This window comes from Fusicatenibacter saccharivorans, assembly GCF_027667425.1.
In the GTDB taxonomy this organism is placed as follows: Bacteria; Bacillota; Clostridia; order Lachnospirales; family Lachnospiraceae; genus Fusicatenibacter; species Fusicatenibacter saccharivorans.
Genome location: NZ_JAQEGR010000002.1, coordinates 270,699 through 284,592 on the forward strand (window position 1 = coordinate 270,699; position 13,894 = coordinate 284,592).

Genomic DNA, 13,894 nt, shown 5'->3' on the forward strand with positions numbered 1-13,894 from the left:
GATACGAAATGAAAGGAGAACAAAGTAATGGGAATCAAAAGCTTTAACCCATATACACCTTCCAGAAGACACATGACCTCCTCTGATTTCAACGAAATCACGAAGAGCACACCGGAGAAATCTCTGGTAGTGTCCCTGAAGAAAAACGCTGGTCGTAACAACCAGGGTAAAATCACTGTAAGACACCGCGGAGGCGGAAGCAGAAGAAAATACAGAATCATCGACTTCAAGAGAAGAAAAGATGATGTTCCGGCAATCGTTAAATCGATCGAGTACGATCCGAACAGAACAGCAAACATCGCTCTGATCTGCTATGCAGACGGCGAGAAAGCATACATCCTGGCTCCGGAAGGACTGAAAGTTGGCATGAAGGTTATGAGCGGCGCTGCTGCCGAGGTAAGACCTGGAAACTGCCTGCCGCTGTCCGAGATTCCGGTTGGTACCATGGTTCACAACGTAGAGCTTCATGCAGGCAAAGGCGGACAGCTTGTTCGTGCAGCTGGTAATGGCGCTCAGCTGATGGCTAAAGAAGGTAAATACGCAACCCTTCGTCTTCCGTCTGGAGAGATGAGAATGGTTCCGATCAACTGCCGTGCATCCATCGGTGTTGTTGGAAATGGCGAGCACAGCCTGATCAACATTGGTAAAGCAGGACGGAAACGTAACATGGGTATCCGCCCGACTGTACGTGGTTCTGTCATGAACCCGAATGACCATCCACATGGTGGTGGAGAAGGAAAGACCGGTATCGGACGTCCGGGCCCGTCTACTCCTTGGGGAAAACCGGCTCTTGGCCTGAAGACCAGAGCAAAGAACAAGCAGTCTAACAAGTACATCGTAAGAAGACGCGATGGAAAAGCTTTATCGAAATAAGGAGGTAAACGATGTCTCGTTCATTAAAAAAAGGACCATTTGCAGATGAAAGCCTGTTAAAGAAAGTTGACGCTGCAAACGCTTCAGGAGATAAAACAGTCATTAAAACCTGGTCACGTCGTTCTACAATCTTCCCGTCATTCGTTGGACACACAATCGCTGTTCATGACGGAAGAAAACATGTGCCGGTATACGTTACAGAGGATATGGTTGGACACAAACTCGGTGAGTTCGTAGCAACCAGAACCTACAGAGGTCACGGCAAGGACGAGAAGAAATCCGGCGTCCGCTAAGTAGAATGATTTGAGAGAGGAGGTTTTTTAGCAATGGCTAAAGGACATAGAAGTCAGATTAAAAGAGCAAGAAATGCTAACAAAGATACCAGACCGTCTGCAAAGTTATCCTACGCTAGAATGTCTGCGCAGAAAGCTGGATTTGTTTTAGATGCAATCCGCGGTAAAGACGTAACAACCGCACTTGGTATTGTAACTTATAACCCGAGATATGCCTCCAGCGTAGTGAAAAAACTGCTGGAGTCCGCAATCGCAAACGCTGAGAACAACAACGGTCTTTCCAGAGAAAACCTGTATGTAGCTGAGTGCTTCGCTAACAAGGCTCCGACCATGAAGAGAATTCATCCGAGAGCACAGGGCAGAGCTTACAGAATCCTGAAGAGAAACAGCCACATCACGATTGTGTTAGACGAGAAATAAGGAGGACATGTCATGGGACAGAAAGTTAATCCACACGGCCTGAGAGTCGGTGTTATTAAAGACTGGGATTCCAAATGGTATGCCGAGGGTGATTTCGCAGATAACCTCGTAGAGGACTACAACATCCGCACATACCTGAAGAAGAAACTGTACAGCGCAGGTGTTTCCAAGATCGAAATCGAAAGAGCATCTGACAGAGTAAAAGTTATCATCTACACCGCAAAACCGGGCGTTGTTATCGGTAAAGGCGGAGCAGAGATCGAGAAAGTAAAAGCTGAAGTTCAGAAACTGACTGACAAAAAGCTTATCGTAGATATCAAAGAAGTAAAAAGACCGGACCGCGATGCACAGCTCGTTGCTGAGAACATTGCATTACAGCTGGAAAACCGTATTTCCTTCCGTCGTGCTATGAAGTCTACCATGCAGCGTACGATGAGAGCTGGCGCTAAGGGAATCAAAACATCTGTATCCGGACGTCTTGGTGGAGCTGATATGGCTCGTACCGAGTTCTACAGCGAGGGAACTATTCCGCTGCAGACCCTGCGTGCCGATATCGATTATGGATTCGCTGAAGCAGATACCACTTACGGTAAAGTTGGCGTAAAAGCATGGATCTACAATGGCGAAGTACTTCCAACCAGAACTAAAAAGGAAGGGAGCGAGAATTAATTATGTTAATGCCGAAGAGAGTAAAACGTCGTAAACAGTTCCGTGGTTCCATGAAGGGTAAAGCCCTCAGAGGAAACAAAATTAACTACGGTGAATTTGGTCTCGTAGCCCTTGAGCCATGCTGGATCAAATCCAACCAGATCGAGGCAGCCCGTATCGCCATGACACGTTACATCAAACGTGGTGGTAAAGTTTGGATCAAAATTTTCCCGGACAAACCAGTAACCGCACAGCCGGCTGAAACCCGAATGGGTTCCGGAAAAGGTTCTCTGGAGTACTGGGTAGCAGTAGTAAAACCAGGCCGTGTAATGTTCGAAATCGCAGGTGTTCCGGAAGAAACAGCCCGCGAGGCATTACGTCTTGCCATGCATAAGTTACCATGTAAATGCAAAGTTGTTTCTCGTGCAGACTTAGAAGGCGGTGATAACAGTGAAAACTAACGAATTTGTAAAAGATTTAAATACAAAGAGCGCAGCTGAGCTGAATGACGAATTAGTAGCTGCTAAAAAGGAACTCTTCAATTTAAGATTCCAGAATGCAACCAACCAGCTTGACAATACAAGCCGAATCAAAGAGGTTCGCAAAAATATTGCAAGAATCCAGACTGTTATTGCCCAGAAGGCAAACGCAGCTGAGTAATTAGGAGGAAAATATCGTGGAAGAAAGAAATCTTAGAAAAACTCGCGTGGGCAAAGTTGTCAGCGATAAGATGGATAAGACTATCGTGGTTGCCATCGAAGACCATGTAAAACATCCTCTGTACAAGAAAATTGTAAAAAGCACATATAAGCTGAAAGCACACGATGCAAACAACGAGTGCCATGTAGGTGATACCGTACGAGTTATGGAAACAAGACCTTTATCCAAAGATAAGAGATGGAGACTTGTGGAGATCGTTGAGAAAGCGAAATAAATAAGAGATCAGAATGCTAAAGGAGGAATACCAGCATGATTCAGCAGGAAACTAGACTGAAAGTCGCTGACAACACCGGTGCAAAAGAAATCTTATGCATTCGTGTTATGGGCGGTTCTACAAGAAGATATGCCAACATTGGTGATGTAATCGTTGCTTCGGTCAAAGATGCAACACCAGGCGGCGTTGTTAAAAAAGGTGACGTAGTAAAAGCTGTTGTTGTAAGAAGCGTAAAAGGCGCTCGTCGTAAAGACGGTTCTTACATCAAATTTGATGAGAACGCAGCAGTTATTATCAAAGATGACAAAACTCCAAAAGGAACCCGTATTTTTGGACCAGTAGCCAGAGAGCTTCGTGAGAAACAGTTCATGAAGATTGTTTCCTTAGCTCCGGAAGTATTATAGGAGGACAGCTATGTCAATGAAGATTAAAAAAGGCGATACCGTAAAGGTAATCGCCGGCAAAGATAAAGACAAAACCGGCAAAGTAGTCAGCGTTGACGTAAAGAACAACCGTGTTGTTGTTGAAGGCGTAAACATGATTACAAAGCATGAGAAACCGTCTATGAGCAATCAGCAGGGCGGAATCGTTAACAAAGAAGCTCCTATCGATGCATCCAACGTAATGCTGGTTGTAAAAGGAGTTCCGACCCGCGTTGGAATCAAAGTTGAGATGGTTGAGAAAAACGGCAAAACAAAAGCTGTTAGAACCCGCGTTGCAAAAGCAAAAGAGCTGAACGGCGCAGTAATTGATTAAGGAAGAGAGGAGGCAAAACCGTGAGTAGACTGAAAGATCTTTACAACGAGCAGATCGTTGATGCAATGACCAAAAAATTTGGATACAAAAACGTGATGGAAGTGCCGAAGCTCTCCAAAATCGTAATCAACATGGGTGTTGGTGAAGCTAAGGAGAACGCTAAACTTCTGGACGCTGCAATCAGTGATATGGAAGCTATCACCGGACAGAAAGCAGTTACCACCAAAGCGAAAAATTCCGTAGCAAACTTTAAAATCCGTGAGGGTATGCCGATCGGATGCAAAGTTACCCTTCGTGGCGAGAAAATGTACGAGTTCGCAGACCGCCTGATCAACCTGGCACTGCCTCGTGTACGTGACTTCCGCGGCGTAAATCCGAACGCTTTCGATGGCAGAGGAAACTATGCTCTTGGTATCAAAGAGCAGCTGATTTTCCCAGAGATCGAGTATGATAAAGTTGATAAAGTCAGAGGTATGGACATTATCTTCGTTACCACTGCTAACACAGATGAAGAAGCTCGTGAATTACTGACATTATTCAACATGCCATTCGCAAAGTAATAGGAGGAATTGATTCATGGCTAAAACAGCAATGAAAATCAAACAGCAGCGCAAAGCTAAATTCTCTACAAGAGAATACAATCGTTGCAGAATTTGTGGCCGTCCACACGCATATTTAAGAAAATACGGAATCTGCAGAATCTGCTTCCGTGAATTAGCATACAAAGGCCAGATTCCTGGCGTTAAGAAAGCTAGTTGGTAAAATTTTAGAAGGAGGCAAATTCAAATGAGTATGAGTGATCCGATTGCAGATATGCTTACAAGAATCCGTAACGCTAACACTGCAAAACATGATACAGTAGATGTTCCGGCATCCAAAATGAAAATCGCAATCGCTGATATCCTGGTAAACGAGGGATACATTGCAAAATATGAACTCAGCGATGAGGGTGCATTCCAGAATATGCACATCACCCTGAAATATGGCGCTGACAAAAACGAGAAGATCATCACCGGTCTGAAGAGAATCTCCAAACCGGGTCTGAGAATCTATGTTGGCAAAGATGAGCTGCCGAGAGTACTTGGCGGACTTGGAATCGCTATTCTTTCCACAAACCAGGGTGTTATCACCGATAAAGAAGCTCGTAAGCTGCAGGTCGGCGGCGAGGTTCTGGCATTCGTTTGGTAATAGAAACGAAACAAGGCAACTGAAAACAGAGAGAGCTTAAAGCTCTCTCCGAAAATCTAAGTTAATAGGAGGAAATTGGTATGTCACGTATTGGAAGACTGCCAGTGGCAATTCCTGCAGGTGTAACAGTAGACATCCAGGAAAACAACCACGTTGTAGTAAAAGGACCAAAAGGAACATTAGAGAGAACTCTCCCGTCTGAAATGACCATCAAACTGGAAGACGGACATGTAGTAGTTACAAGACCGAACGATCTGAAGAAAATGAAAGCTCTTCATGGTCTGACCAGAACTCTGATCCACAACATGGTAATTGGTGTTAGCGAAGGCTATACCAAAACACTGGAAGTAAACGGTGTAGGTTACAGAGCTGCAAAACAGGGCAACAAATTAGTTCTGTCTCTTGGATATTCTCATCCGGTAGAGATGATCGATCCGGAAGGACTCTCCTCCGCTGTAGACGGCAACAAGATCATTGTTTCCGGTATCAGCAAAGAGAAAGTTGGCCAGTATGCCGCTGAAATCAGAGACAAGAGAAGACCTGAGCCATACAAGGGCAAGGGAATCAAGTATGCTGATGAAGTGATCAGACGTAAAGTTGGTAAGACTGGTAAGAAATAATTAAGGAGAGTGTGAACATGATTAGTAAAGTATCAAGAGCGCAGATGCGCCAGAAAAAGCATAGAAGATTACGTAATCATATCGTAGGTACTGCACAGCGTCCGCGTCTGTGTGTATTCCGCAGCAATAACCATATGTATGCTCAGATTATCGACGATACGATTGGAAATACTTTAGTTTCTGCTTCTACTCTTCAGAAAGATGTTAAAGCAGAGCTTGAGAAAACCAACAATGTAGATGCAGCAGCATATCTTGGAACCGTTCTTGGAAAGAAAGCTGTAGAAGCAGGTATTACTGAAGTTGTATTTGACCGTGGCGGATTCATCTACCAGGGAAAAATCCAGGCATTCGCAGACGCAGCTAGAGAAGCTGGGCTGGTATTCTAAGAAAGGAAGGAAAAGAACACATGAAGCATACAATTATTGATGCAAGCCAGTTCGAACTGGAAGAAAAAGTCGTATCAATTAAGCGTGTTACAAAAGTTGTTAAAGGTGGTCGTAACTTCCGTTTCACAGCTTTAGTAGTTGTCGGCGACGGCAATGGACACGTAGGCGCAGGCCTTGGAAAAGCAGCCGAGATTCCGGAAGCTATCCGCAAAGGTAAAGAAGACGCTATGAAGAAACTGGTAAGCGTAGCAATCAATGAGAACGGAAGTATCACTCATGACTACGTAGGTAAATTCGGAAGCGCAGAGGTTCTGTTAAAGAAAGCTCCTGAAGGTACTGGTGTCATCGCTGGTGGCCCAGCCCGTGCCGTAATCGAGTTAGCTGGTATTAAGAACATCCGTACAAAATCCCTTGGATCCAGAAATAAGCAGAACGTAGTTCTGGCTACCATCGCTGGTCTGTCTGAGCTGAAGACTCCAGAAGAAGTAGCAAGACTTCGCGGCAAATCTACAAACGAGATCTTTGCTTAAGGAGGATGTGAAAAATGGCAGATAAATTAAAAGTAACACTGGTGAAATCCCCGATCGGATGTGTTCCGAAACACAGAAGAACCGTGGAAGCACTGGGTCTGAAAAAAGTTAACAAGACGGTAGAACTGCCGGATAACGCAGCAGTTCGCGGCATGGTTAATCAGGTTTCTTACCTGGTTAAAGTAGAAGAAGCATAAGGAGGTACCGTAATGGACTTATCTAATTTACAGCCGGCTGAAGGTTCCAGACAGAACGATAACTTCCGCAGAGGCCGTGGACATGGTTCAGGAAATGGTAAAACAGCAGGTAAAGGCCACAAAGGACAGAAAGCACGTTCCGGAGCACCGAGACCGGGATTTGAAGGTGGCCAGATGCCTTTATACAGACGTCTTCCGAAGAGAGGTTTCAAAAACAGAAACTCCAAGGAAATCGTTGGAATCAATGTAGATGCTCTGAATCGTTATGAGGACGGAGCTGTTGTAACCGTAGAAACTATGATTGAGACTGGTCTTGTTTCCAATCCGAGAGATGGCGTAAAAATCCTTGGAAACGGTGAAGTCACCAAAAAACTCACTGTAAAAGCAAATGCTTTCAGCGAGAGCGCAAAGGCAAAAATTGAAGCGGCAGGTGGAACAGTCGAGGTGATCTAATGTTTAAGACCTTTATCAATGCATTTAAGGTCAAAGATGTTCGTCGCAAAATATTTTATGTGCTTATGATGCTTGTTGTCATCCGGTTAGGCTCTCAGATGCCTGTACCGGGTGTCAATACAAGCTTTTTTGCGAATTATTTTGCAAATAATACGAATGAGGCATTCAGCTTCCTGAATGCATTCACGGGCGGCGGTTTCGACCGTTTCTCCATCTTTGCTCTGAGTATTACACCGTACATTACTTCTTCCATCATTATTCAGCTGCTCACCATTGCAATTCCACGACTTGAGGAAATGCAGCGTGACGGCGAAGAGGGAAGAAAGAAAATGACTGCGATTACTCGTTATGTGACAGTAGGTCTTGCATTGTTTGAGTCTGTTGCCATGGCAGTAGGCTTTGGACGCCAGGGACTCCTCACCACTTTTAACGCAGTTAATGTGATTGTTGTAGTGGCAGCTCTGACAGCCGGTTCTGCCTTCCTTATGTGGGTGGGAGAACAGATCAACGACAAGGGCGTTGGAAATGGTATTTCTATGGTCCTGTTAATCAACATCCTTTCCAGAATCCCGCAGGATATGGTAACCCTTTACGAAACCTTCGTAAAAGGCAAAACCATCGCGCGTGGTCTGCTGATGTGGATTATCATCGCTGTTGTGATCATCGCTGTTGTTGTGCTGGTACTGATCCTGAATGGCGCTGAGAGAAGAATTCCGGTACAGTATTCCAAGAAAATGGCCGGAAGAAAAATGGTTGGCGGACAGTCATCCAATATTCCGCTGAAGGTAAATACAGCGGGCGTTATCCCGATCATCTTTGCATCATCCATCATGTCTTTCCCATCGATTATCCTGTCGTTTGTCGGAAAGTCGGATATCAAAGGCATCGGCGGAACGCTGATCAAGATGCTGAATTCCAACAACTGGTTTGATAAAACCAATCCAGTTGCTTCGCTGGGCCTGATTCTCTACATTGTCCTTGTTATTTTCTTCGCTTATTTCTATACCTCCATCACCTTCAACCCGATGGAAGTTGCAGATAACATGAAAAAACAGGGCGGCTTTATCCCAGGCATCCGCCCGGGTAAATCCACGGTAGATTATCTGAACAATCTGCTCAGCTATATTATTTTTATCGGTGCAGCAGGTCTTACCATTGTTGCAGTGATTCCATTTTTCTTTAATGGATTTTTCAAAGCGAATGTATCCTTTGGAGGTACTTCTCTGATCATTATTGCCAGCGTAATTCTGGAAACCTTAAAACAGATTGAATCCATGATGCTGGTACGCAATTACAAAGGATTCTTAAACGATTAAGGCATAAGAGGGACTGTCTGGATAAGACAGGCCCTTTCTTTTGTTTAAAGCGCTTTTAAAGAGGCTTTAACAGAGAAAATTTTTGCTATTGTGGTTTATTTTATGGTATAATAGGGTAAATTACACGCAGTGGATTGCTGCAAATTCAAACATGGGAGGAAAAGCGCATGAAAATTATTATGTTGGGGGCACCTGGTGCCGGAAAAGGTACACAGGCAAAACAGATCGCTGCAAAATATGAGATTCCTCATATTTCAACCGGCGATATCTTCCGCGCAAATATCAAAGAGGGAACCGAGCTTGGAAAGAAAGCGAAAGCATTCATGGACAAGGGAGAACTCGTTCCAGACGAGCTGACCTGCGATCTTGTTGTAGACCGTATTTCCAAACCGGACGCAGCAAAGGGCTACGTGCTGGATGGCTTCCCAAGAACGATTCCGCAGGCAGAGGCACTGACCAAAGCCCTGGAAGCACGCGGAGAGAAAATTGACTACGCAATCAATGTAGAAGTACCGGATGAAAATATCGTTCACCGTATGGGCGGACGCCGTGCCTGCATCGGATGCGGAGCAACCTATCATGTAGAATTTAACGCACCAAAGGTAGAAGATGTATGCGATACCTGCGGCGGCGAGCTGGTTCTCCGTGATGACGATAAACCTGAGACCGTACAGAAGAGACTGTCTGTATACCATGCTCAGACACAGCCTCTGATTGACTACTATAAGAAAGCCAATGTTCTGGTGGAAGTTGACGGAACCCAGGATATCAACGTGGTATTTCAGGATATAGTAAAGATTTTAGGAGCGTAAAGGATGTCCATATCAATTAAAACTGCCCGGGAAATTGAAAAAATGCGCCGTGCCGGTGAACTGCTGGAGAAGGTACACGATGAATTAGGCCGCGCCATCCATCCGGGAATGTCAACCTGGGAAATCAACAAGCTCGGAGAAGAGATGATCCGCAGCTTCGGATGCACTCCCAACTTTTTAAACTATAATGGGTATCCGGCTTCGATCTGCGTTTCTGTGAACGAAGAAGTGGTTCACGGAATCCCAAGTAAAAAACGGATTCTGAAAGAGGGCGACATTGTCAGCCTGGATGCGGGACTTATCTATGAAGGATACCATTCCGACGCAGCCCGCACACACGCGGTCGGTGAGATCTCGCCGGAGGCAAGAAAACTGGTGGAAGTAACACGCCAGGCCTTTTTTGAAGGAATCAAATACGCAAAAGCAGGCCATCATCTTCATGAGATTTCGGCGGCGATCGGTGCATACGCAGAGAGCTTCGGCTACGGCGTTGTCCGCGACCTGGTAGGCCACGGCATCGGAACGCACCTGCACGAAGATCCGGCAGTGCCGAACTTCGCACAGCCAAGCCGCGGCGTCCGTCTGCAGCCTGGCATGACGCTCGCCATCGAGCCGATGATCACAGCCGGAGGCTATGCAGTCAGATGGCTGGATGATGACTGGACTGTTGTGACAGAAGACGGCTCTCTTGCCGCACATTATGAGAACACGATTCTGATTACGGAGGGAGAACCGGAAATTCTGACACTTTCGCATACGGAGGAGGATTTATGAAACCGATTGTGAAAGGAATGTTTGCCAGAAGCCTGGCCGGCCACGATAAAGGAAGGCTGTATGTGATTTCGGATGTACAGGAGCCATACGTATTCCTGGTGGACGGAAAAATCCGTACCGCCAACCGGCCGAAAAAGAAGAAGCTGATTCACGTACAGCCGGATTACGAAATGACGGATGCGGTTCGTGATGAAGATATCCGTAAGGCATTAAAAGAAAAAAGTTGCAAAGAGTTGAAGGAGGATTAATCAATGTCTAAGGCAGATGTAATTGAGGTAGAGGGAACTGTCCTCGAGAAATTACCAAACGCAATGTTTAAAGTAGAACTGGAAAATAAACACGTTGTACTGGCTCATATCAGCGGAAAGCTGCGTATGAACTTTATCCGTATTCTTCCGGGAGACAAAGTAACCATCGAGCTGTCCCCATACGATCTGGACAAGGGACGTATTATCTGGAGAGATAAATAAGAAATACGATAAAAAAAGCCATCCGGCATGCCGGATGGCTTTTTCTCTGTATGTGTTTCTCTGTATTCATCCCCAATAACAGTAACCGTTCTACAGAACAAAGATTTCGATCACCGGCCTTCAGATTTCTGACAGCCACAAAGCAAGCACCAGTCTGCAAACCCTGCAGCATCCGCGGCGGCGGGCATCTGAATTTCTTTTCAGTCCCTTTTGAAACCTTCCAGATGTATTATGCAATATTTTAATAGAAAAAGCAATGAAAAAAGTATAAAATTTTATGAAAACTTTTTGTAAAAACCAGGAGAATTTGTGCACTTTTGAAACAAAATTTTTAAACCGTCAGAAAAAAAAGAAAAAGTGAAAAGACAGGAGAAAAGAGCGGCCGGAAAACCGTGAAAATGACAGATGAGGGTTCGAAAGCGACAGAAGAATATATGTTTGTGAATTCTGTGTGAAGTTGAAATATTTGGTTGAATTCTCAAAATAATGTGATACAATGCAATAGAGAAACTTTACGGAGAAATTTTACCGGGAAGGATCTCCTGTGCGGTGCGGTAAAATCCATGTACCGGCAGAAATCAGGGAAACATTTTATGAAACAGCAGGCTGCAGTCTGAAAAAAATTCGGATCTGCAGCAATGGCATCGCTGCTCCTTACAGATAACAGGAAAGGAAAATGTGCAATGACAAAAAGGGGAAAGAAAAAAGGCCTTGTTGCAGCATTGAGCGTAGTTGCAGTGATTGTTTTACTTGCCGCTGCATATGGAATCTTCTGTCTGATCATCGAGGATGACAAAATCTGGGCAGATGCTTCTATTAACGGAGTAAACATTCAGGGAATGAGCAAAAAAGAAGCTGCACAGACAGTGGAACAGAAGTTTGAAGAAGATTATAAAGATACAGCTGTTACCGTTGAGCTGGATGGTCAGCAGTATACGATGAACGTATTTCCAATGCTGGGGATGGATGCTTCCGCAGAAATTGAAAAAGCATATGAAAAAGGCCATGGAAATCTTCTGGTTCGCGGTCTGGAGTGGGTCGAGATGAAACGGGGAAAGGCAGAGAAACTTTCCTATGATGTGCAGCCGACTGTGGCCCATCCAGATGAGGTGGAAGGAATTGTACAGGCATCCGGCATTCAGGATTACAACTCCATGCAGGATACTACATATGAAGTAACAGATACCGGCCTGATCGTGCATAAAGGCATTTCCGGAACCAGACCGGATGTGGATGCTTTAAAACAGCAGATCCAGACGAATGTGACAGCAATGAATTTCCAGGATGTAATTTCCTGCCCGACGGCAGAAAATCAGCTGACGGAGCCGGATTTTGCCGGAATTGCAAGCCAGATTTATACCGAGCCGGTCAATGCGACGCTGGATCCGGACAACGGATATTCCGTTGTGGCATCGAAAAACGGAACCTCAATGGATGCGGACAGTGCGAAAGCCGAGTATGAGAGTGCAGAAGAAAATACGGATATCACGATTCCGTTTACCTTTACCGAGCCGGAGATTACAACCGAGAAGATGAACGCAAATCTGTTTAAAGACACGCTTGGAAGTTACAGCTCCAGCGCAGCAGGTGGAACGAGCGGAAGAATTCACAACGTCGGACTTACGGCATCTATCTGCAACGGGCAGATCGTTCTGCCGGGAGAAACCTTCTCTTTTAATGGTGTCGTAGGTGATACAACGGCAGAAAAAGGATACCAGGAGGCAGCAGGCTATCAGGATGGCAAAGTCGTCCAGGTACTTGGAGGAGGCGAATGCCAGGTGTCCTCCACACTGTTTTCCGCTATTTTGTATACAGACCTTGATGTGTTGGAAAGAGCCAACCATTCGATGCCGGTACATTATGTGCCGTCAGGAATGGATGCAACCGTATTCTGGGATTCACCGGATTTCAAATTTGAAAATAATCATAAGTATCCGGTGAAAATTGTGATGAATATGGACAGCAGTGATACACTGACCGTAAAAATTCTCGGAACAAAAGAAAACGACTATACCATTGAGCCAAGGGTAGAGCAGATCGATGAGATGAGTAATGTAACGTATCGTGATTATAAAGATGCAAGCGGAAATGTAGTAAAATCAGAATCCGTATGCGCAAGCAAATACAAACCGCTGAACTCAGGATCATGATGCAAAAAAGATGTTACCTGTAAAAAACAGGCGGGACAGAGAAGAGAAATCTGTCCGGCCTGTTTTTTTCTTACCGGTGGGAGAGATGAAAAAATGCACAGAAAAAGAGCAAAAAAAAATGAAAAAATATGTAAAAAATTTCTTGCATTTCCGGGAACAAAATGCTATACTATAAAACGAACTTTTGCGCGTGGACTTTTTTCTAACCCACAAAAAGAAAACGCATTCCAAAAGTTTACAACAGAAAATTCCCCTACACGGGGCGCTAAGGAGCAAAGAAAGGAGGATTCATCATGAAGGTTAGATCTTCTGTAAAACCGATCTGCGAGAAATGCAAAGTTATCAAAAGAAAAGGTAGCATCAGAATCATTTGTGAGAATCCAAAGCACAAACAGCGCCAGGGCTAATCCGTCATTAGGCTTGATCGTAATTGTGCAGATTTTAAGTGCGGCTGCAGCGAGGACGCGCGTGAATGCGTTGTTCTGCTGTTAATATTATAAAGTGAGACACCTGGCAAGTTGCAGCCAGGACACCTCCGGCGGGTGGACGCGCGGAGCGCAGACATCCCTTATAATATTGCTTAATACTCCGATCTGTCAGGTGGCAGAAGGAGAAAGGTCGTGCGAACACGGCTGGATACACGCATACCTGTATCCCAATTAGGAAAATATTAATGTTTTAGAAAAATGGAGGACAAAGTACATGGCTCGTATAGCTGGTGTAGACTTACCAAGAGACAAACGTGTTGAGATTGGTCTGACCTATATCTACGGAATCGGTAGAACAAGTGCAGATCGTATCTTAAAAGAAGCTGGAGTAAATCCGGACACACGCTGCAGAGATTTGACAGACGATGAAGTAAAGAGACTCAGCGCAGTTATCGATGAGAGTCAGGTTGTAGAAGGAGATCTTCGTAGAGAAATCGCTATGAACATCAAACGTCTGCAGGAGATCGGATGCTACAGAGGTATCCGTCATCGTAAAGGCCTTCCGGTTCGTGGTCAGAAAACAAAGACCAACGCAAGAACTCGCAAAGGTCCTAAGAGAACTGTTGCAAATAAGAAGAAATAATTT

Annotated in this window: 26 protein-coding genes; all 26 read left to right on the forward strand. The window is 44.9% G+C overall.

Annotated elements, in window-relative coordinates:
• Nucleotides 1-27 precede the first annotated feature (27 nt).
• The 26 genes from rplB (at nucleotide 28) to rpsM (ending at nucleotide 13,891) form a co-directional block, all read left to right on the forward strand.
• Nucleotides 28-873, forward strand: a complete 846-nt coding sequence (rplB, locus tag PGS38_RS03295) for a 50S ribosomal protein L2 (protein WP_055266980.1) — start codon at nucleotides 28-30, stop codon at nucleotides 871-873.
• An 11-nt stretch (nucleotides 874-884) separates the two neighbouring features.
• Nucleotides 885-1,166: a 30S ribosomal protein S19 gene (gene rpsS / locus PGS38_RS03300; RefSeq protein ID WP_022461662.1), complete on the forward strand. Its 282-nt coding sequence runs from the start codon at nucleotides 885-887 to the stop codon at nucleotides 1,164-1,166.
• Nucleotides 1,167-1,199: 33 nt separating this feature from the next.
• Entirely contained in the window at nucleotides 1,200-1,586 is a 387-nt protein-coding gene (gene rplV / locus PGS38_RS03305; protein ID WP_022461661.1) for a 50S ribosomal protein L22, read from the forward strand.
• A 12-nt stretch (nucleotides 1,587-1,598) separates the two neighbouring features.
• Nucleotides 1,599-2,255 (forward strand): 30S ribosomal protein S3, encoded by a 657-nt coding sequence (gene rpsC / locus PGS38_RS03310; protein ID WP_022461660.1) that lies wholly within the window; start codon nucleotides 1,599-1,601, stop codon nucleotides 2,253-2,255.
• Between the two features lie 2 nt (nucleotides 2,256-2,257).
• Nucleotides 2,258-2,695 carry a 50S ribosomal protein L16 gene (rplP, locus tag PGS38_RS03315; protein ID WP_022461659.1) on the forward strand — a complete coding sequence of 146 codons (438 nt, stop codon included), beginning with the start codon at nucleotides 2,258-2,260 and terminating at the stop codon, nucleotides 2,693-2,695.
• Nucleotides 2,685-2,894, forward strand: a complete 210-nt coding sequence (gene rpmC / locus PGS38_RS03320; protein ID WP_022461658.1) for a 50S ribosomal protein L29 — start codon at nucleotides 2,685-2,687, stop codon at nucleotides 2,892-2,894. Before rplP ends, rpmC begins: the two co-directional genes overlap by 11 nt.
• Nucleotides 2,895-2,910: 16 nt before the next feature.
• Nucleotides 2,911-3,168, forward strand: coding sequence for a 30S ribosomal protein S17 (gene rpsQ, locus PGS38_RS03325; protein ID WP_022461657.1), 258 nt, complete (start codon nucleotides 2,911-2,913; stop codon nucleotides 3,166-3,168).
• 35 nt (nucleotides 3,169-3,203) lie between these two features.
• The gene (gene rplN, locus PGS38_RS03330; protein WP_022461656.1) at nucleotides 3,204-3,572 is read left to right on the forward strand and encodes a 50S ribosomal protein L14; all 369 of its coding nucleotides are present in this window, start codon (nucleotides 3,204-3,206) and stop codon (nucleotides 3,570-3,572) included.
• 10 nt (nucleotides 3,573-3,582) lie between these two features.
• On the forward strand, nucleotides 3,583-3,924 hold the full coding sequence (gene rplX, locus PGS38_RS03335; RefSeq protein WP_022461655.1) for a 50S ribosomal protein L24: 342 nt from the start codon (nucleotides 3,583-3,585) through the stop codon (nucleotides 3,922-3,924).
• A gap of 20 nt (nucleotides 3,925-3,944) precedes the next feature.
• Nucleotides 3,945-4,484 (forward strand): 50S ribosomal protein L5, encoded by a 540-nt coding sequence (gene rplE, locus PGS38_RS03340; protein WP_022461654.1) that lies wholly within the window; start codon nucleotides 3,945-3,947, stop codon nucleotides 4,482-4,484.
• Nucleotides 4,485-4,500: 16 nt separating this feature from the next.
• Complete coding sequence (locus tag PGS38_RS03345) at nucleotides 4,501-4,686, forward strand: type Z 30S ribosomal protein S14 (RefSeq protein ID WP_022461653.1); 186 nt, start codon at nucleotides 4,501-4,503, stop codon at nucleotides 4,684-4,686.
• A gap of 24 nt (nucleotides 4,687-4,710) precedes the next feature.
• Nucleotides 4,711-5,112 (forward strand): 30S ribosomal protein S8, encoded by a 402-nt coding sequence (gene rpsH / locus PGS38_RS03350; RefSeq protein ID WP_022461652.1) that lies wholly within the window; start codon nucleotides 4,711-4,713, stop codon nucleotides 5,110-5,112.
• A gap of 80 nt (nucleotides 5,113-5,192) precedes the next feature.
• On the forward strand, nucleotides 5,193-5,732 hold the full coding sequence (gene rplF, locus PGS38_RS03355) for a 50S ribosomal protein L6 (protein WP_022461651.1): 540 nt from the start codon (nucleotides 5,193-5,195) through the stop codon (nucleotides 5,730-5,732).
• 17 nt (nucleotides 5,733-5,749) lie between these two features.
• The gene (gene rplR, locus PGS38_RS03360; protein ID WP_022461650.1) at nucleotides 5,750-6,118 is read left to right on the forward strand and encodes a 50S ribosomal protein L18; all 369 of its coding nucleotides are present in this window, start codon (nucleotides 5,750-5,752) and stop codon (nucleotides 6,116-6,118) included.
• Between the two features lie 20 nt (nucleotides 6,119-6,138).
• On the forward strand, nucleotides 6,139-6,648 hold the full coding sequence (rpsE, locus tag PGS38_RS03365) for a 30S ribosomal protein S5 (protein ID WP_022461649.1): 510 nt from the start codon (nucleotides 6,139-6,141) through the stop codon (nucleotides 6,646-6,648).
• 14 nt (nucleotides 6,649-6,662) lie between these two features.
• The gene (gene rpmD, locus PGS38_RS03370) at nucleotides 6,663-6,845 is read left to right on the forward strand and encodes a 50S ribosomal protein L30 (RefSeq protein ID WP_022461648.1); all 183 of its coding nucleotides are present in this window, start codon (nucleotides 6,663-6,665) and stop codon (nucleotides 6,843-6,845) included.
• A 12-nt stretch (nucleotides 6,846-6,857) separates the two neighbouring features.
• On the forward strand, nucleotides 6,858-7,298 hold the full coding sequence (gene rplO / locus PGS38_RS03375) for a 50S ribosomal protein L15 (protein WP_022461647.1): 441 nt from the start codon (nucleotides 6,858-6,860) through the stop codon (nucleotides 7,296-7,298).
• Nucleotides 7,298-8,614, forward strand: a complete 1,317-nt coding sequence (gene secY, locus PGS38_RS03380; protein ID WP_022461646.1) for a preprotein translocase subunit SecY — start codon at nucleotides 7,298-7,300, stop codon at nucleotides 8,612-8,614. Before rplO ends, secY begins: the two co-directional genes overlap by 1 nt.
• A gap of 167 nt (nucleotides 8,615-8,781) precedes the next feature.
• Nucleotides 8,782-9,426 (forward strand): adenylate kinase, encoded by a 645-nt coding sequence (locus tag PGS38_RS03385; protein ID WP_022461645.1) that lies wholly within the window; start codon nucleotides 8,782-8,784, stop codon nucleotides 9,424-9,426.
• Between the two features lie 3 nt (nucleotides 9,427-9,429).
• On the forward strand, nucleotides 9,430-10,200 hold the full coding sequence (gene map / locus PGS38_RS03390; protein ID WP_022461644.1) for a type I methionyl aminopeptidase: 771 nt from the start codon (nucleotides 9,430-9,432) through the stop codon (nucleotides 10,198-10,200).
• Entirely contained in the window at nucleotides 10,197-10,448 is a 252-nt protein-coding gene (locus PGS38_RS03395; protein WP_055220745.1) for a KOW domain-containing RNA-binding protein, read from the forward strand. The genes map and PGS38_RS03395 overlap by 4 nt, the downstream gene beginning before the upstream one ends.
• Nucleotides 10,449-10,451: 3 nt before the next feature.
• The gene (gene infA, locus PGS38_RS03400) at nucleotides 10,452-10,670 is read left to right on the forward strand and encodes a translation initiation factor IF-1 (RefSeq protein WP_022461642.1); all 219 of its coding nucleotides are present in this window, start codon (nucleotides 10,452-10,454) and stop codon (nucleotides 10,668-10,670) included.
• A 683-nt stretch (nucleotides 10,671-11,353) separates the two neighbouring features.
• Entirely contained in the window at nucleotides 11,354-12,820 is a 1,467-nt protein-coding gene (locus PGS38_RS03405) for a VanW family protein (RefSeq protein ID WP_158581216.1), read from the forward strand.
• Between the two features lie 93 nt (nucleotides 12,821-12,913).
• Nucleotides 12,914-13,117 (forward strand): hypothetical protein, encoded by a 204-nt coding sequence (locus PGS38_RS03410; RefSeq protein ID WP_055220743.1) that lies wholly within the window; start codon nucleotides 12,914-12,916, stop codon nucleotides 13,115-13,117.
• Nucleotides 13,114-13,227: a 50S ribosomal protein L36 gene (rpmJ, locus tag PGS38_RS03415; protein WP_003022746.1), complete on the forward strand. Its 114-nt coding sequence runs from the start codon at nucleotides 13,114-13,116 to the stop codon at nucleotides 13,225-13,227. The genes PGS38_RS03410 and rpmJ overlap by 4 nt, the downstream gene beginning before the upstream one ends.
• 295 nt (nucleotides 13,228-13,522) lie before the next feature.
• On the forward strand, nucleotides 13,523-13,891 hold the full coding sequence (gene rpsM / locus PGS38_RS03420; protein ID WP_022461573.1) for a 30S ribosomal protein S13: 369 nt from the start codon (nucleotides 13,523-13,525) through the stop codon (nucleotides 13,889-13,891).
• Nucleotides 13,892-13,894: the final 3 nt, after the last annotated feature.